Annotated in this window: 16 protein-coding genes; 10 read left to right on the forward strand and 6 right to left on the reverse strand. The window is 70.1% G+C overall.

What is annotated here, in order from left to right:
- Position 1: 1 nt before the first annotated feature.
- From DW309_RS06260 to tkt, 3 genes are read right to left on the reverse strand one after another with little or no spacing between them, the layout of a single operon-like run.
- Positions 2-1,609: a phosphoglucose isomerase-related protein gene (locus DW309_RS06260; RefSeq protein ID WP_136044871.1), complete on the reverse strand. Its 1,608-nt coding sequence runs from the start codon at positions 1,607-1,609 to the stop codon at positions 2-4.
- Complete coding sequence (gene tal, locus DW309_RS06265) at positions 1,606-2,718, reverse strand: transaldolase (RefSeq protein WP_136030153.1); 1,113 nt, start codon at positions 2,716-2,718, stop codon at positions 1,606-1,608. The genes DW309_RS06260 and tal overlap by 4 nt, the downstream gene beginning before the upstream one ends.
- Positions 2,715-4,811, reverse strand: a complete 2,097-nt coding sequence (tkt, locus tag DW309_RS06270) for a transketolase (RefSeq protein WP_136044880.1) — start codon at positions 4,809-4,811, stop codon at positions 2,715-2,717. Before tkt ends, tal begins: the two co-directional genes overlap by 4 nt.
- Before the next feature lie 249 nt (positions 4,812-5,060).
- On the opposite strand from tkt, the gene DW309_RS06275 reads away from it, so the two are divergent.
- A complete protein-coding gene (locus DW309_RS06275; RefSeq protein ID WP_136044872.1) occupies positions 5,061-5,966 on the forward strand; it encodes a heme o synthase in 906 nt (301 codons plus the stop codon).
- Here the strand turns inward: DW309_RS06275 and DW309_RS19970 are convergent.
- Positions 5,912-6,394, reverse strand: coding sequence for a hypothetical protein (locus tag DW309_RS19970; RefSeq protein ID WP_240753135.1), 483 nt, complete (start codon positions 6,392-6,394; stop codon positions 5,912-5,914). The genes DW309_RS06275 and DW309_RS19970 overlap by 55 nt on opposite strands.
- A 65-nt stretch (positions 6,395-6,459) precedes the next feature.
- Positions 6,460-7,605, reverse strand: a complete 1,146-nt coding sequence (locus DW309_RS06290) for a COX15/CtaA family protein (RefSeq protein ID WP_136044874.1) — start codon at positions 7,603-7,605, stop codon at positions 6,460-6,462.
- A 231-nt stretch (positions 7,606-7,836) separates the two neighbouring features.
- Between DW309_RS06290 and sufB the strand changes: the two genes are divergently transcribed.
- The 7 genes from sufB to DW309_RS06325 all read left to right on the forward strand — a co-directional run bounded on the left by sufB (position 7,837) and on the right by DW309_RS06325 (position 14,514).
- On the forward strand, positions 7,837-9,255 hold the full coding sequence (sufB, locus tag DW309_RS06295) for a Fe-S cluster assembly protein SufB (protein ID WP_136030161.1): 1,419 nt from the start codon (positions 7,837-7,839) through the stop codon (positions 9,253-9,255).
- Entirely contained in the window at positions 9,256-10,461 is a 1,206-nt protein-coding gene (gene sufD / locus DW309_RS06300) for a Fe-S cluster assembly protein SufD (RefSeq protein WP_136044875.1), read from the forward strand.
- Entirely contained in the window at positions 10,458-10,784 is a 327-nt protein-coding gene (locus DW309_RS06305; RefSeq protein ID WP_136030165.1) for a non-heme iron oxygenase ferredoxin subunit, read from the forward strand. Before sufD ends, DW309_RS06305 begins: the two co-directional genes overlap by 4 nt.
- Positions 10,785-10,787: 3 nt before the next feature.
- Positions 10,788-11,558: a Fe-S cluster assembly ATPase SufC gene (sufC, locus tag DW309_RS06310; RefSeq protein ID WP_101845421.1), complete on the forward strand. Its 771-nt coding sequence runs from the start codon at positions 10,788-10,790 to the stop codon at positions 11,556-11,558.
- A gap of 10 nt (positions 11,559-11,568) precedes the next feature.
- Positions 11,569-11,898 (forward strand): metal-sulfur cluster assembly factor, encoded by a 330-nt coding sequence (locus tag DW309_RS06315; protein WP_017202280.1) that lies wholly within the window; start codon positions 11,569-11,571, stop codon positions 11,896-11,898.
- Positions 11,899-11,992: 94 nt separating this feature from the next.
- Positions 11,993-13,147, forward strand: a complete 1,155-nt coding sequence (locus DW309_RS06320) for a MalY/PatB family protein (RefSeq protein WP_136044876.1) — start codon at positions 11,993-11,995, stop codon at positions 13,145-13,147.
- Positions 13,144-14,514 carry an MFS transporter gene (locus DW309_RS06325; protein WP_136030169.1) on the forward strand — a complete coding sequence of 457 codons (1,371 nt, stop codon included), beginning with the start codon at positions 13,144-13,146 and terminating at the stop codon, positions 14,512-14,514. The genes DW309_RS06320 and DW309_RS06325 overlap by 4 nt, the downstream gene beginning before the upstream one ends.
- On the opposite strand, the gene DW309_RS06330 is transcribed toward DW309_RS06325, so the two are convergent.
- The gene (locus DW309_RS06330; RefSeq protein ID WP_136044877.1) at positions 14,477-15,061 is read right to left on the reverse strand and encodes a TetR family transcriptional regulator; all 585 of its coding nucleotides are present in this window, start codon (positions 15,059-15,061) and stop codon (positions 14,477-14,479) included. The genes DW309_RS06325 and DW309_RS06330 overlap by 38 nt on opposite strands.
- 51 nt (positions 15,062-15,112) lie before the next feature.
- Between DW309_RS06330 and DW309_RS06335 the strand changes: the two genes are divergently transcribed.
- Entirely contained in the window at positions 15,113-15,817 is a 705-nt protein-coding gene (locus DW309_RS06335) for an energy-coupling factor ABC transporter ATP-binding protein (protein ID WP_205812650.1), read from the forward strand.
- The coding region (locus DW309_RS06340; protein ID WP_136044878.1) for a CbiQ family ECF transporter T component at positions 15,814-16,354 on the forward strand (541 nt) is incomplete at its 3' end. The genes DW309_RS06335 and DW309_RS06340, both read left to right, overlap by 4 nt.

The following is a 16,354-nucleotide window of genomic DNA, read 5'->3' on the forward strand; positions in this document are numbered from 1 at the left end:
GTTACTTCTGTGCGGCTTCGAAGAGGGTGAGCACGTCGTCGGACGACTCCGTGATCGTCAGCGAGACGACGGGACGCCCGTGCTCCGCGAGCACGCCCGCGTCGCCGGCGGCCTGCGCCTGGATGAGCTGACCGAACGTGAACGGACGATCGGGGATCTCGAGGTCGACGTCGGTGCGCTCCAGGATCTGCAGGAACACCCCCTGCGCCGGGCCGCCCTTGTGGTACTGGCCGGTCGAGTGCAGGAAGCGCGGCCCCCAGCCGAACGTGGTCGGACGACCGGAGTCGGCGGCGACCAGCTCGCGCAGGCCCTGCAGCTGCGGCACCTCGAGACGGTTGACGTACGCCTGGATCGACACGTAGCCGTCGGCGGGCAGCTGCGCCCACAGCGCGTCGAGCACGCCCTCGACCGTGCCGGAGGCCGCGAGAGCCGGGTCCGACACGCGCACCTCGACGCCGTTCTCCACGAACGCGGGGGCGGTGGGCTCGGGTCGGGCGTCGAGGAGGCCGCGCGCGGCCACCTTCGCCGACTCGACGTCGGGCTGGTCGAACGGGTTGATGCCGAGCAGGTGCCCGGCGATGGCGGTGGCGTACTCCCAGACGATGAACTGCGCGCCGAGCGTGCCGCTGACGAGGATCTCACCTTCGTGGCGCTCGTGCAGGTGGAACTCGTTCGCGTCGTCGACCAGTCGCACGATCTGCAGATCGGCGGGCACGGGGTCGAGCTCGGGGGAGACGGGGAGCAGCACGACCGGGAGGATGCCGGTTCCCTCCTTGCCCGTGGACTCGGCGATGAGCTGCTCGATCCAGTCGGGCAGGCCCTTGATGTGGGTGCCGTCCGTGATCAGACCCAGCTTGTCGCGGCGCGGGGTGGTCGCGGCGATGGCCGCGCCCAGGCGCAGGGCCGGGTTCTCGGCGGAGTCGACGGCGACCTCGAGCAGCGAGGCCTCGGCCTCGTTCAGCAGCTCGTCGATATCGACGCCCGCGAGGCCGGACGGCACCAGGCCGAACGCGGTCAGCGCGGAGTAGCGGCCGCCCACGTTCGGGTCGGCGTTGAACACGCGGTACCCGGCCTCGCGCGCGGAGGCGTCGAGCGGCGAGCCCGGGTCGGTGACGACGACGATGCGCTCGGTCGGGTCGATGCCGAGGTCGCGGAACGCCGCCTCGAACGTGCGACGCTGCGAGTCGGTCTCGACCGTGGACCCGGACTTCGACGACACCACGAGCACGGTCTCGGCGAGGCCCTCGTCGAGCGCGGCCAGCACCTGGCCGGGCGCCGTGGAGTCGAGGATCGTGAGGGGGACCCCCGAGGTCTGCGCGATCACCTCGGGCGCGAGCGACGATCCGCCCATGCCGGCGAGCACGACGCGCGTGACTCCCTTCGCGGCGAGCTCCTCGCGCAGGGCGACGATCTCGGCGACGAGCGGCCGGGAGACGGAGACCGCCTCGACCCACCCGAGCCGGATCGAGGCCTCGGCCTCGGCCGCCGGACCCCACAGCGTGGCGTCGCCGCTCGTGATGCGCGAGGCGACCAGGTCGTGGACGAGGCTCGGGACGGTCTCCTCGATCGCGGCGCGCGCGGCGCCCGAGGCGTGGATCGCGAAGGTCATCGCTGTGCCTCCAGTGCCTCGGCGACCTGGGTGAGCAGGTCGTGCCACGAATCGATGAACTTGGCGACGCCCTCGTCCTCGAGCACCTGGGTGACGTCGGTGAAGTCGATGCCGACCTCTTCCAGCCCGGCGAAGACCTGACGGGCCTCGTCGTAGCCGCCGGTGATGGTGTCGCCGGTGACGACGCCGTGGTCGAAGGTGGCCTCGAGGGTCTTCTCCGGCATGGTGTTGACGACGCCGGGGGCGACGAGCTCAGTGACGTAGAGGGTGTCGGGCAGCGCAGGGTCCTTCACGCCGGTCGACGCCCAGAGCGGACGCTGGGCGTTCGCCCCCGCCGCGAGGAGGGCCTTCGCCCGGTCGGTCTCGAAGCTCTGCTCGAACAGCTCGTAGGCCAGGCGGGCGTTGGCCAGGCCGGCCTTGCTCTTGAGGGCCTCGGCGGCGTCGGTCCCGATCGCGGTGAGGCGCTTGTCGGTCTCGGTGTCCACGCGGGAGACGAAGAACGACGCGACGGAGTGGACGGTCGACAGGTCGACACCGGCGTCCTTCGCGCGCTCCAGGCCCGTGAGGTAGGCGTCGATGACCTCGGCGTACCGCTCCAGGCTGAAGATCAGGGTCACGTTGACGCTGATGCCGTGCGCGATCGCCTCGGTGATCGCCGGGAGGCCGGCCTTGGTCGCCGGGATCTTCACGAGCAGGTTCGGGCGGTCGATCTTCGCCCACAGCTCCTTCGCCTGCGCGACGGTGCCGTCGGTGTCATGCGCGAGGTCGGGGGAGACCTCGATGGACACGCGGCCGTCCACGTGACCGGACTGCTCCCACACCGGGCGGAAGATGTCGAGCGCGGCACCCACATCCTGCGTGGTGGCCGCGAACACGGCCTCCTCCGCCGAGGCGCCGGACGCGGCGAGCTCGGTGACCTGCGCGTCGTACGACGTGTCGTTCTTGTCGGTGATCGCGTTGGCGAAGATCGTCGGGTTCGTGGTGACGCCGACGACGTTGCGCGACGAGATCAGCTCCGCGAGGTTGCCGGAGGAGATGCGGGTGCGCGAGAGGTCGTCGAGCCAGATGCTGACGCCGGCCTCGGCGAGCTGTGCGGTGGGGGTGCTCATGCGTTCTCCTTGATGGTCTCGCGGGCGGCCGCGACGACTGCCTCGGTGGTGATGCCGAACTTCTCGAAGAGGGTCTTGTAGTCGGCGGAGGCGCCGAAGTGGTCGATGCCGACCGAACGACCGCGGTCGCCGACGATGCCGCGCCACGTGAGCACGGAGCCGGCCTCGACCGACACCCGCGCCGTGACCGACGACGGCAGCACGCTCTCGCGGTACGCCTCGTCCTGCTCCGCGAACCACTCGAGCGACGGGGCCGAGACGACGCGCACGTTCACGCCCTCCTCGGCGAGGGCCGCGCGGGCGTTCACCGCGAGCTGCACCTCGGATCCGGTGGCGACGATGATGACGTCGGGCGTGCCGTTCGGGGCCTCGGCGAGCACGTACGCACCCTTGACGGCCTGAGCGGCGGAGGCGAACGTGTCGCCGGCGGCCTCGCCGTCACCGCGCTCGAACACCGGGATGTTCTGTCGCGTCAGGGCGATGCCGGCGGGGCCCTCGTGGCGGCGGAGGATCTCCAGCCACACGGCGGCGGTCTCGTTCGCGTCGGCGGGGCGCACGACGGCCAGGTTCGGGATCGCGCGCAGCGTGGCGAGCTGCTCGATGGGCTGGTGGGTGGGGCCGTCCTCGCCGAGGGCGACGGAGTCGTGCGTCCAGACGAAGATGCTCGGCACGTTCATCAGAGCGGCCAGACGCACCGAGGGGCGCATGTAGTCGCTGAAGATGAGGAAGGTGCCGCCGAACGCGCGCGTCGGCCCGTGCAGCACGATGCCGTTCACGATCGCGCCCATCGCGTGCTCGCGGATGCCGAAGTGCAGCACGCGGCCGTAGGGGGTGCCCGACCACTCGTGCGTCGACCACTCCTCGGGGATGAACGACGCCGCGTCCTTGATCGTGGTGAGGTTGGACTCGGCGAGGTCGGCGGACCCGCCCCAGAGCTCGGGCAGCTGTGCGGCGAGGGCGTTGATGACCTGGCCGGACGCGGCGCGGGTCGAGACGTCCTTGCCGGCCTCGAACACGGGCAGCGCGTCGGCGATGTCGGCGGGGAGCTCGCGGGCCTCGACGCGGTCGAGCAGCGCCTTGCGCTCCGGGTTCGCCTCGGCCCAGGCGTCGAACGACTTCTGCCAGGCGGCGCGCTCCTCGGCCGCGCGCTCGGCCAGGCCGCGCGTGTGGGCGATCACGTCGTCGGCCACCACGAACGTCTGCTCCGGGTCGAACCCGAGGACCTTCTTGGTCGCGGCGAGCTCGTCCGCGCCGAGGGCGGAGCCGTGGATCTTGCCGGTGTTCTGCTTGCCGGGCGACGGCCAGCCGATGATGGTCTTGAGGATGATGAGCGACGGCTTGTCGGTCTCGCCCTTCGCGGCCTCGATGGCGGCGTAGAGCTCGGCGATGTCTTCGACGTACTCGCCCGTCTTCTTCCAGTCGACCGTCTGCACGTGCCAGCCGTAGGAGGCGTAGCGGGCGGCGACATCCTCCGTGAACGCGACGTTGGTGTCGTCCTCGATGGAGATCTGGTTGGAGTCGTAGATAGCGATGAGGTTGCCCAGCTGCTGGTGGCCCGCGAGCGACGAGGCCTCGCTGGTCACGCCCTCCTGCAGGTCGCCGTCACCCGCGATCACGTAGACGAAGTGGTCGAACGGGCTCGTGCCCGCCGCGGCCTCCGGATCGAACAGCCCACGCTCGTAGCGGGCGGCGTACGCGAAGCCCACGGCGGAGGCGAGGCCCTGCCCGAGCGGCCCCGTCGTGATCTCCACGCCCTTCGTGTGTCCGTACTCGGGGTGGCCGGGGGTCTTCGATCCCCACGTGCGCAGCGCCTTGAGGTCATCGAGCTCCAGGCCGAAGCCGCCGAGGTAGAGCTGCACGTACTGCGTGAGGGACGAGTGTCCGACGGAGAGGATGAACCGGTCGCGGCCGAGCCAGTCGGTGTCGGCGGGGTCGTGCCGCAGGACGCGCTGGTACAGCAGATACGCCGCGGGAGCCAGGCTCATCGCCGTGCCGGGGTGGCCGTTGCCGACCTTCTCGACCGCATCGGCCGCCAGGATCCGGGCGGTGTCCACCGCGCGTCGATCGATCTCGTCCCACTGCAATTCCGACACGTTCATGCCCTTTCCGACAGTTTCGAGGGCGCCCGTATTCCTTGGCGCATCCGCAACTTCCCTGGCGCATTCCGCACCGCCTCGAGGACGGGTGGGGGTGTGCGCAGCATCGGGCGCGCGAGTGCCTTCAGCATAGCGGTGACGGTGGATCCGATCGGTGGCCGGGCGGCACGGAAGGCGTCATCGCGTGTCATACACTGGAGAGGTTGTCCCGTAACGCGCGCGGAGGAGGCGATCGAGATCTCGACGATGTCTGATCAGACCGTACGGAAGTCGTCCATCGGTCGCACGGTGAGCGCTTACGTGACGCTGACGAAGCCCCGAGTCCTCGAACTCCTCCTCGTCTCGACCGTCCCGGTGATGTTCCTCGCCCAGGGCGGTCTCCCGAACCTCTGGCTGGTCCTCGCGACCGTCATCGGCGGATCCATGAGCGCCGGCTCGGCCGGGGCGTTCAACATGTATCTCGACCGCGACATCGACGCGCACATGCACCGCACGGAGAACCGTCCGCTGGTCACGGGCGAGGTGAGCCCGCGCGGCGCGCTGATCTTCTCCTGGACTCTCGCGATCGTGTCCACCGTCTGGCTCTGGTTCACCACCAACTGGCTCACCGCACTGCTCTCGGCCTCGGCCATCTTCTTCTACGTCGTGATCTACACGATGATCCTCAAGCGCCGCACCGAGCAGAACATCATCTGGGGCGGCATCGCGGGCTGCTTCCCCGTGCTCATCGGCTGGTCGGCCGTCACGGGCTCTCTCGACTGGCCGGCGTTCATCCTGTTCCTGCTGGTCTTCCTGTGGACGCCGCCGCACTACTGGCCGCTGTCGATGAAGTACAAGGACGACTACGAGGACGTCGACGTCCCGATGCTCGGCGTCACGCGCAACGCCTCGCAGGTCGGCCTCCAGGTGATCCTCTACGCGTGGGCGACCGTCGCGTGCTCGCTGCTGCTGGTGCCGATCGCGAACATGGGTCTCGTCTACACGGTGTCCGCGCTGGTCTTCGGCGGCTGGTTCATCTACGAGTCGCACCGCCTGTACAACCAGGCGGTGCGGGGGACCGAGGCGAGGCCGATGCGAGTCTTCCACGCCTCGATCACCTACTTGACGCTGATCTTCGTGGCCGTCGCGGTCGACCCGCTGCTGCCGTTCTGATCCGCAGCGTCCTCCGACGCCGCGGACGCTGACGCGTCGTCCGCCGGCGTGCTGGCGGCGTCCGTGGTCGCCGTCGCATCCTGATCGGTCGCGGACCCGGTCGCGGCGATGACCTCGTTGGGGGACGGCTCATCCATTCCGGCGTCGAGCGCGACGGGCACGGCGGGCACGGCCGGGACGAGTGCCCGCGCCGCCACGAGGCCGAGGGCGAGGAGCAGGCCGATCAGGCCGGCGCCGAGCACCGCGGCTCCGACCACCACGAGCGACTGGCCGACGTAGACCTCCACCCCCGTGGCCGTGCCATCGAGCAGGGTGCTCGTCATGGTGCCGATCTGGCCGGCGATGAGCCATCCGCCGACGCCGATCGCGGCGAGGGACACGATGAGGAGAATCCAGAATCCGATGCTTCTGGTCAGTGTTCTGTGCATGCCGACCAGGCTGACCGATGCCCTGATGAGGCCCCGGTGCGCACGCTATGGATCGTCTGTGCGGCTCAGCGCCCGGTGAGCGCCGGGGCGGGTTCCTCGGCCGGGACGTCCGTCCGCACCGGGCGCTTCAGGTGCAGCACCACCACGGTGTACGTCGCGGCCGACAGCGAGGCGAGCACCATGTGGATGCCGACCAGGATCGGCGGCAGCCCCTCGCGCGCCTGCCACACCCCGACGCCGACCTGCACCAGGATCGCGAGCACGAGCACGAGCAGCCAGCGGCGGGGCTCCAGGCGGAGTGCCCAGGCGGTGATCGTGAGGAACAGCACCAGGGCGGCCAGCACGTAGCCGGGCCAGGAGTGCACGTGCGCGAGGACGGTCGCGTCGAAGCCGTGGCGCAGCACGTCCGCATCACCCGAGTGCGGCCCGGAGCCGGTGGTGAGGACGCCGAACAGGATCGTCACCGCGAGCGCGAGTCCTGTCACATGCGTGACGATCGCGAACCAGCTCGGCACGGCGCGTTCGCGGGGCCCCGGTGCGGTCTTGAGGCGCACGAGGAACGCGGCCGTGACGCACACGAGAAGCAGCGACGAGGTGTAGTGGAAGCCCACGATGAAGGGGTTCAGCCCGGTCAGGACCGTGATGCCTCCGACGAGGGCCTGGGCCACCACACCGATCAGCACGAGCCACGCCGGGAGCACGAGGTCGCGACGCGTGGCCGTGGTGCGGACGGAGTGGACGGCGGCCGCGATGACGGCGAGCAGCAGCACGCCGGACGCGATCGGCGAGGCGGGGAAGTGGAAGGGGAAGGCGATCGCGAAGGCGATGCCGGCCGCGACGATGCCGCCGAGCGCGAACCACAGCGCCTTCGTGACCGCGCGACGCCCGTTCACCGTGTACAGGACGAGCAGCACGACGGTGAGAGCGATGATGCCGACGACGCCCGTCATCAGCCGGTTGCCGAACTCGATGACGCCGTGCACCCCCTGCACTTCGAGGATGGGCACGAGCGACTCGGGCGTGCACAGCGGCCAGTCGGAACAGCCGAGGCCGGAGCCGGTCAGACGCACCGCGCCGCCGGTGCCGATGATGATCGTCTCGCTGACGAACGAGAGCCACGCGAAGACGGTCAGCGCCTTCGCCCACCCGCGGGATCGCGGAACGGGGGTCGTCCGAGTCGTCGGAGGGGTGGTGATGGTCGTCTCGGGCATGAGTCCTCCGGCTCGTCGGCGACGTGGCGCGCGGCCCGTCCGCCAGGCGGAACCTGTAGAATCGGATTGTTGCGATGAGCGCTGACCGCGCTGAAGCATCGTCAACAGTTTAGGCGCGATGGAAGCGCCGATGATGAGGGCCCACCAACGGCACCCGCTCCCGCAGACTCGACGGGGATCAGGTGTGTCGGGGCGGATGACACCGTTTGGGACCTGTGAGGAGAGTGTTGCATGTCGGATGTGCTGATCGACCGCCCGGAGCTTGACGGCCTGGGGGTGTACGAGTTCGGCTGGCACGATGAGGACGCCGCGGGTGCCGTGGCGAAACGCGGCATCTCCGAAGAGGTGGTCCGCGGGATCTCTGCCCTCAAGAACGAACCCGAGTGGATGCTGAAGACCCGTCTGAAGGGGTATCAGCTCTTCGGTCGCAAGCCGATGCCGACGTGGGGCGCCGACCTCAGCGACATCGACTTCGACAACATCAAGTACTTCGTCCGCTCCACCGAGAAGCAGGCGCAGAGCTGGGAGGACCTCCCCGAGGAGATCCGCGAGACGTACGAGCGCCTGGGCATCCCCGAGGCAGAGCGCCAGCGCCTCGTGGCCGGCGTCGCCGCTCAGTACGAATCCGAGGTCGTGTACCACCAGATCCGCGAGGACCTCGAGGCCCAGGGCGTCATCTTCATGGACACCGACACGGCGCTGCGCGAGCACCCCGAGTTCTTCGAGGAGTACTTCGGCACGGTCATCCCGGCGGGCGACAACAAGTTCGCCGCACTCAACACGGCCGTGTGGTCGGGCGGCTCGTTCGTCTACGTCCCGAAGGGCGTGCACGTCGAGATCCCGCTGCAGGCGTACTTCCGCATCAACACCGAGAACATGGGTCAGTTCGAGCGGACCCTGATCATCGCCGACGAGGACAGCTACGTCCACTACATCGAGGGCTGCACGGCTCCGATCTACAAGTCCGACTCGCTGCACTCGGCCGTGGTCGAGATCATCGTGAAGAAGAACGCCCGCGTGCGCTACACGACGATCCAGAACTGGTCGAACAACGTCTACAACCTGGTCACCAAGCGCGCCGTGGCACACGAGGGTGCGACCATGGAGTGGGTCGACGGCAACATCGGCTCCAAGGTGACGATGAAGTACCCGTCGATCTACCTGATGGGCGAGCACGCCAAGGGCGAGACCCTCTCGGTCGCCTTCGCCGGTCCCGGTCAGCACCAGGACGCGGGCGCCAAGATGATCCACATGGCGCCGTACACGCAGTCGTCGATCGTCTCGAAGTCGATCGCCCGCGGCGGCGGTCGCGCCGGCTACCGCGGTGAGGTCCGCGTCGACGCCAACGCCCACCACTCGGCGAACACCGTCCGTTGCGACGCGCTGCTCGTGGACACGAAGTCGCGCTCCGACACCTACCCGGCGATCGACATCCGCGTCGACGACGTGCAGCTCGGCCACGAGGCTACGGTCTCGAAGGTCAGCGAGGAGCAGCTCTTCTACCTCCAGTCCCGCGGCATGCCCGAGGACGAGGCGATGGCGATGATCGTGCGCGGCTTCATCGAGCCGATCGCGCGTGAGCTGCCTATGGAGTACGCGATGGAACTGAACAAGCTCATCGAGATGGGCATGGAAGGATCGGTCGGCTAAATGGCGGCCTCGACGACAGCGCCCACGGAGGCGCAGCACACGAACGCGCACATCGACCCGGCCGCCCAGGTCGCCGACGCCGGATTCGTCCCGGTGCAGACGCGCTCCGAGCGCCCGCACTCGTACGACCCGGACGACTTCGGCGCCCCCAGCGGCCGTGAGGTCAACTGGAAGCACACGCCGGTCGCGCAGCTGACGCCGCTGTTCCAGACGGCAGAGGCGAACGACGGCGTCGCGTACGCCTTCAGCTCCGGCGAGCAGTACGTGGCAGGACCGCTCGCCATCGGCGCCGCTCCGCGCGGCGAGGTCTTCCTCCCCGAGGACATCACGGCCGCCGTCGCCTGGCAGGGTGCGAGCGAGGCGGTGCACGTGCGCATCCCGCGTGAGGAGGAGGTCGCCGAGCCGATCTTCATCTCCGTCACGGGTACGGGTGCCGACCGCCGCGCCGACGCCCACATCGTGATCGAGGCGCTGGAGCACAGCGTCGCGACCGTGGTGCTGCAGCACAAGGGTTCCGCGCAGTACGCGCAGAACGTGGAGATCATCGTCCGCGATGGCGCGAAGCTCACCGTGGTCACGGTGCAGCAGTGGGAGGACGACGCGGTGCACGCGGCCGCGCACCAGGCCCGCGTCGGCTCCGACGCCACGCTCAAGCACTTCGTGGTGAGCTTCGGCGGCGGCCTCGTGCGCGTGAACCCGAGCGTGGAGCTCGCGGGCGCGGGTTCCGAGGGCTACCTCTACGGGCTGTCGTACGCGGACGCCGGGCAGCACCTGGAGAGCCAGGTCTACCTGCACCACAAGGGTCCGCACACCACGGGCGACGTGCTCTACAAGGGTGCCCTCCAGGGCGCGAGCGCGCACAGTGTGTGGATCGGCGACGTGCTGATCGGCGCCGACGCCACGGGCACCGACTCGTACGAGGCGAACCGCAACCTGGTGCTCACCGAGGGGGCGCGCGCCGACTCGATCCCGAACCTCGAGATCGAGACGGGCGACATCGTCGGCGCGGGCCACGCGAGTGCGACCGGTCGCTTCGACGACGAGCAGCTCTTCTACCTGCAGGCCCGCGGCATCCCGGAGGAGGAGGCGCGGCGTCTCGTCGTGCTCGGCTTCCTCACCGACATCGTGCTGCGCCTCGGTATCCCGACGCTCGAGGCGGAGCTGCTCGCCGCCATCGAGGCCGAGCTCGCCGAGGTGGACGCGTGACCGCCGAGCGCGTCTGCGCGGTCTCCGACCTGGAGCAGGACACCCCGCTCCGCGTCGAGCCGGGCGGCGTGCCCATCACGGTGATCAAGGACGGCGATGGCGTGATCCACGCCATCGGCGACACCTGCACGCACGGCGACATCTCGCTGTCCGAGGGCTTCGTGGAAGGCGACACGGTGGAGTGCTGGGCTCACGGCTCGGCCTTCTCCCTGATCACCGGCAAGCCCCAGAACCTCCCCGCTTACGAGCCCGTCCCGGTCTACGTCGTCGAGATCGACGGCGACGACGTGCTCATCGATCCTGCTGTGACGAAGGAAGTCTGAAGAATGTCTGTTCTCGAGATCCGCGACCTGCACGTGACGGTCGAGACCGAGGCGGGGACCACCCCGATCCTCAACGGAATCACCCTCACCATGAACACCGGTGAGACCCACGCCATCATGGGCCCCAACGGCTCGGGCAAGTCGACCCTGGCCTACACGATCGCCGGTCACCCGAAGTACACGGTGACCTCCGGCTCGATCACGTTCGACGGGGAGGACGTGCTGGCGATGAGCGTCGACGAGCGCGCCCGCGCCGGGCTCTTCCTCGCGATGCAGTACCCGGTGGAGATCCCCGGCGTCACCGTGACGAACTTCCTGCGCACGGCGAAGACCGCGCTCGACGGCGAGGCGCCCTCGATCCGCCAGTGGACCAAGGACGTCAAGGAGTCCATGGCGAACCTGCGCATGGACCCGAAGTTCGCGCAGCGCAACGTCAACGAGGGCTTCTCCGGCGGCGAGAAGAAGCGCCACGAGATCCTGCAGCTCGAGGTGCTCAAGCCGAAGTTCGCTGTGCTCGACGAGACCGACTCGGGTCTCGACGTCGACGCGCTGAAGATCGTGTCCGAGGGCGTGAACCGTGCCAAGGAGTCCACGGGACTCGGCGTGCTCCTGATCACGCACTACACCCGGATCCTGCGGTACATCCGCCCCGACTTCGTGCACGTCGTCGTCGCGGGCAAGATCGTCGAAGAGGGCGGACCCGAGCTCGCCGACCGGCTGGAGAACGAGGGCTACGACCGGTTCCTCGACCCTTCCGCCCCGATCGAGGCGTAGGCTGAGCCGTATGACAGCGACCCTCACGGATGAGAAGTACGACGCGGTCACCGAGGCGCTCAAGGACGTCATGGACCCGGAGCTCGGGATCAACGTCGTCGACCTCGGCCTCATCTACGACCTCGCCTGGGATGACGAGAACGATGCTCTCGTCATCCACATGACGTTGACCAGCGCGGGCTGCCCGCTGACCGACGTCCTCGAAGACCAGACCGCGCAGGCTCTCGACAACGTCGTGGACCGGTTCCGCATCAACTGGGTGTGGATGCCGCCGTGGGGTCCGGAGCGGATCACGGACGACGGGCGCGACATGATGCGCGCGCTGGGATTCGCAATCTGACGCTGAAGACAGTGATGCACGACGGAGCGGGCGCGGAGACGCGCCCGCTTCGCTGACTCCGCGGCGAGGCGGGGACGAGAACTCGGGAGATCGAATGTTGCATGTTCAGGCGCTGTCCCTGGCGGAGCTCCGTGAGCGCAGCAGCGAGAAGTGGCGCGAGTACCCCGCCGATGTGCTTCCGCTCTTCGTCGCCGAGACCGACTTCCCCCTCGCCCCCGCGATCACCGCGGCCCTGCACCGTGCGGTCGAGCGTGGCGACACCGGGTACATCGCCTCGAAGACGCCGCTGGCCGAGGCGTTCGCGGGCTTCGCGCGCCGCCGTTACGACTGGGCGGTGGATCCCGCACGCACTCGCAGCACGGCCGACGTGAGCATGGGCATCGTGGAGATCCTGCGCCGCGTGACGCAGCCGGGGGAGCGGGTCGTCGTCACCCCGCCCGTGTACCCGCCGTTCTACGACCTCGTGGAGGAGGCCGGTGCGGAGGTGATGCGGGTGCCGCTGCGCGACACGGGCACGGGGTGGGAGCTCGACCTCGACGGGATCCGCGGGGCGTTCGACGACGGTGCGACCGCGATCCTGCTGTGCAACCCGCACAACCCGACCGGCACGGTGCACGACCGAGACGCCCTCGCCGCGCTGGCGGAGATCGCTGCCGAGTACGGTGCCGCCGTCGTGTCCGACGAGATCCACGCGCCGCTCGCCCAGCCGGGGACCGGGTTCACGCCCTTCCTCGCGGCGAGCGAGACGGCCGCACGCGTCGGCTATGCGGTCGTGAGCGCCAGCAAGGCGTTCAACCTCGCCGGCCTGAAGTGTGCGCTGATGGTCACGGCCGACGACGACACCAGCGCCGTGGTGCGAGGGCTCCCCGTGGAGGTCGAGTGGCGCACCGGTCAGTTCGGTCTGCTCGCCTCGGTCGCAGCGTTCGCGGAGGAGAGCGATGCCTGGCTGGACGGGCTGCTCGACTCGCTCGACCAGAACCGCGTGCTCCTGGAGGACCTGCTGGCGCGGCATCTTCCCGGTGCCCGCTACCGGATCCCGGACGCGGGCTACCTGGCCTGGATCGACCTGTCGGCTCTGGGCTGGGGCGACAACCCCGCGCGGCGGATCCTGCGGGATGCGAAGGTCGCCCTGCACTTCGGCCCGGCGTTCGGCACCGAGGGAGCGGGCCACGTGCGACTGAACTTCGGGACGAGCCCGGAGATCCTGACGGAGGCCGTCGAGCGGATCGCCGCGCTCGTGGAGCGATGACCGCGCCGCAGCCCGTCGCATCGATCTGGGATCGCGGCCGAATCTGGGTGACGGTGGGCGCGGTCGCGCTCATCTTCCTCGCCGCGATCGAGGCGCTCGCGGTCACCACGGTCATGCCGATCGTGAGTGCGGCGCTCGACGGCGAGGCGCTGTTCGCCGTCGCGTTCGCCGGCACCCTTGCGACGAGCGTGATCGGGATGGTCGCGACCGGTGCCTGGTCCGACGCGCGCGGGCCGCGCGGCGCGCTGTACGTGGCGGTGGCGCTGTTCATCGTCGGCCTGCTGATCTCGGGCTTCGCGACCTCGATGCCGCAGTTCCTGATCGGTCGGCTCGTGCAGGGGCTCGGCACCGGCGGTCAGACGGTCGCGCTGTACGTCGTGGTCGCGCGGCTCTACCCGCCGGAGCTGCACGGGCGCGTGTTCGCGGCGTTCGCGGCCGCCTGGGTCGTCCCGTCGATGGTGGGGCCGTTCCTCGCGGGAGCGGTCGCGGAGTACCTGCACTGGCGCTGGGCGTTCCTGGGCGTCGCGGTGCTCACCGCGATCGCCTTCCTGATGATCGCGGTCCGGCTGCGTGGTGTCGACCTGGGCGGCGGCGAACCCCAGGACCGGCGTGCGCTGCGCCTCCGCCTGCTGCTGGCCGTCGTGGTGGCGGCGTTGGCGGTGGTGATCGGCGTCTCGGCCGAGCTCGACGACGGGGTGCGCTGGCCGGTCGCCGTGGCCGCGATCCTCGGGATCGGCGTCGCGGTGCTGCCGCTGCTCCCCGCCCGTACCCTCCGCGCGGGAGCCGGGTTGCCCAGCGTCGTGCTGATGCGCGGCGTGGCCGCCGGCGCGTTCTTCGCGGCGGAGGCCTACATCCCCTACCTGCTCATCCGGAAGTACGACTTCACCGCCACGTGGGCGGGGGTGGCGCTCATGCTCGCGGCGTTCGCGTGGGCTGGAGCCTCGGCGCTGCAGGGGCGCTACGGCGAGCGGCTAGGCAACCGCCGCATCACGCTGCTGAGCCTCGGCGCCCTCCTGGTGGCGATGCTGGCGGTGCTCGCGGCGGCCGTGTTCCCGGTGTCGCCCGTCGTGGTGATCCTCGGGTGGGCGTTCGCGGGTGGCGGCATGGGGCTGCTGTATCCGCGCCTGACGGTGCTCACGCTGGCCTACTCGGACGAATCGAACCAGGGGTTCAACTCCTCGGCGCTGTCGATCTCCGACGCGACGGGGTCTGCGGTCGCGATCGCGGTCGCGGGGCTCGCCGTGGCCACCCTCGGCGGCGGTCCTGGCGCCTTCGGCGTGGTGTTCGCGTTCGGTCTCGGTCTCGTGCTGCTGGCGCTCGTGCCGGGTCTCAGGCTCGGGCACGCCGCGGAGCCCGCGGTGCGCTGACCTCGCCTGCGAGCGCCCGCACGCCCAGGTCGAACGCGCGGTCGAGACCCGCCGTGACGTCGATCTCGTCCGAGGGTGGCAGGGCGCCGTGGCTGTCGGCGTGCATGCGCTGCTGCACGAGCGTCGCGTGGCCGAGGACGAAGTGAAGGATCGCGGTCGCGCGGGTTTCGGGATCGTCGGCGCCGTCGCTCCGCAGCGCGGCGATGAGCGCGTCGAGCGCGTGCGCCGAGCCGAGCTGGAGCGCGTAGGTGCTCAGCACGATCTCGGCGCCGTCGCGGTGGGCGAACAGAGCATCCCGCAGGCCGCGGGCGGTGGCGAGGACGCCGGTGGTTCCGCGGGGGAGGCTCGCGGTGATGCGGTCGGCGAGATCGGCGAGCAGCTCCTGCTTGCTCGCGAAGTGCCAGTAGAGAGCACTGGGCTGCACGTCGAGCCGCGCGGCGATGCGCCGCATCGAGAGGTCGGCCAGACCGACCTCGTCGAGCAGGGCGAGAGCGCTGCGGGCGACGCTGTCGCGGTCGTGTCGGGCCGGATTGGGCTCGGGAGTCATGACCCCACTATAGTGAACGGCGTTCAGGTGAACGGTGTTCAGGAGGTGGGAGTGCGCGAGCAGCGTCGGGCCGAGGAAGCCGCCGCATCGATCGTGCTGGAGCACGTGCGGGTGGAGGTCGACGGCCGGGCGATCCTCGATGACGTGAGCCTCGACCTCGCGGCACGACGCATCGCCGTGATCGGGGCGAACGGCTCGGGAAAGTCGACGTTCGCGCGTGTGCTGGACGGCCTGATCGTGCCGACGGCGGGCACCGCGGTCGTGCACGGGCTCGACGTGGTGCGCGACACGCGGGAGCTCCGACGCCGCGTCGGCTTCGTGTTCACGGATCCCGACGCGCAGATCCTCATGCCGACGCCCGCGGAAGATCTCGCCCTGTCGCTGCGAGGCCTCCCGCGCGCGGAGGTCGACCGACGCGTGCGCGAGACCCTCGCGGTGCATGGGCTCGAGGCGCACGCGGACGTGCCCGCGTCGTCGCTGTCCGGCGGGCAGAAGCAGCTGCTCGCGCTGGCAGCCGTGCTCGTGACCGAGCCGCGGCTGCTCGTGGCCGACGAGCCGACCACGCTTCTCGACCGCTGCAACGCCCGGCGCATCGCGGAGCTGCTGATGGCGCAGGAGGCGCAGGTCGTGGTGGCCACGCACGACCTCGACCTGGCCGCGCGCTGCGACCTGGCCGTGCTGTTCGAGGGCGGGCGAGCCGTGGCCGTGGGTCACCCGGATGCGGTGATCGACGAGTACTGCCGGGTGTCCGCGTGATCTCGCTCTACCGCCCCGGCACGAGCGTGCTGCATCGCCTGCCGGCGGGGATGAAGCTCGCGGGGCTCGTGCTCTGCGCCCTCGGCCTGACCCTGCTTCCGCCGCAGCCCGTCGTCGTGAGCGTGGCCCTCGCCGCCACGGTCGTGCTCTATCCGCTCGGAGGGCAGAGTCCGCGCACGCTGCTCGTCGAACTGTGGCGGTTGCGATGGATCCTCCTCGTGCTGGGGGTGATGCTGGCGGTGTTCGTCTCGCCGATCGCCGCGTGGGTCGGTGCCGGTCGGGTCGCGGCGCTGCTGCTCGTCGCCGCACTGGTGACGATGACCACGCGGATGTCCGACCTGCTCGATGTGCTGCAGACGGTGCTGCGGCCGCTGCGTCGCTGGGGTGTCGATCCGGAGGTCGTCGCGCTGACGCTGTCGCTCACGCTCACGATGGTGCCGGTGGTCGCGGCGTTCGTCCACCGGCTCCGTGAGGCCGAGCGCGCTCGAGGGGTGCGCCTGGGGCCGCGCGCGGCGGTGCCGCTCCTCGTGCTCACCC

It is taken from the genome of Microbacterium sp. K41, assembly GCF_004794395.1.
In the GTDB taxonomy this organism is placed as follows: domain Bacteria; phylum Actinomycetota; class Actinomycetes; order Actinomycetales; family Microbacteriaceae; genus Microbacterium; species Microbacterium sufflavum.

What these genes read in the sequence shown, in the direction of transcription:
- tal (WP_136030153.1), bottom strand. Translation starts at nt 2,718, where the DNA reads ATGAGCACCCCCACCGCACAGCTCGCCGAGGCCGGCGTCAGCATCTGG.
- DW309_RS06290 (WP_136044874.1), bottom strand. Translation starts at nt 7,605, where the DNA reads ATGCCCGAGACGACCATCACCACCCCTCCGACGACTCGGACGACCCCC.
- DW309_RS06330 (WP_136044877.1), bottom strand. Translation starts at nt 15,061, where the DNA reads ATGACTCCCGAGCCCAATCCGGCCCGACACGACCGCGACAGCGTCGCC.
- sufC (WP_101845421.1), top strand. Translation starts at nt 10,788, where the DNA reads ATGTCTGTTCTCGAGATCCGCGACCTGCACGTGACGGTCGAGACCGAG.
- DW309_RS06275 (WP_136044872.1), top strand. Translation starts at nt 5,061, where the DNA reads ATGTCTGATCAGACCGTACGGAAGTCGTCCATCGGTCGCACGGTGAGC.
- DW309_RS06260 (WP_136044871.1), bottom strand. Translation starts at nt 1,609, where the DNA reads ATGACCTTCGCGATCCACGCCTCGGGCGCCGCGCGCGCCGCGATCGAG.
- DW309_RS06325 (WP_136030169.1), top strand. Translation starts at nt 13,144, where the DNA reads ATGACCGCGCCGCAGCCCGTCGCATCGATCTGGGATCGCGGCCGAATC.
- sufB (WP_136030161.1), top strand. Translation starts at nt 7,837, where the DNA reads ATGTCGGATGTGCTGATCGACCGCCCGGAGCTTGACGGCCTGGGGGTG.
- sufD (WP_136044875.1), top strand. Translation starts at nt 9,256, where the DNA reads ATGGCGGCCTCGACGACAGCGCCCACGGAGGCGCAGCACACGAACGCG.
- DW309_RS06315 (WP_017202280.1), top strand. Translation starts at nt 11,569, where the DNA reads ATGACAGCGACCCTCACGGATGAGAAGTACGACGCGGTCACCGAGGCG.
- DW309_RS06320 (WP_136044876.1), top strand. Translation starts at nt 11,993, where the DNA reads ATGTTGCATGTTCAGGCGCTGTCCCTGGCGGAGCTCCGTGAGCGCAGC.
- DW309_RS19970 (WP_240753135.1), bottom strand. Translation starts at nt 6,394, where the DNA reads ATGCACAGAACACTGACCAGAAGCATCGGATTCTGGATTCTCCTCATC.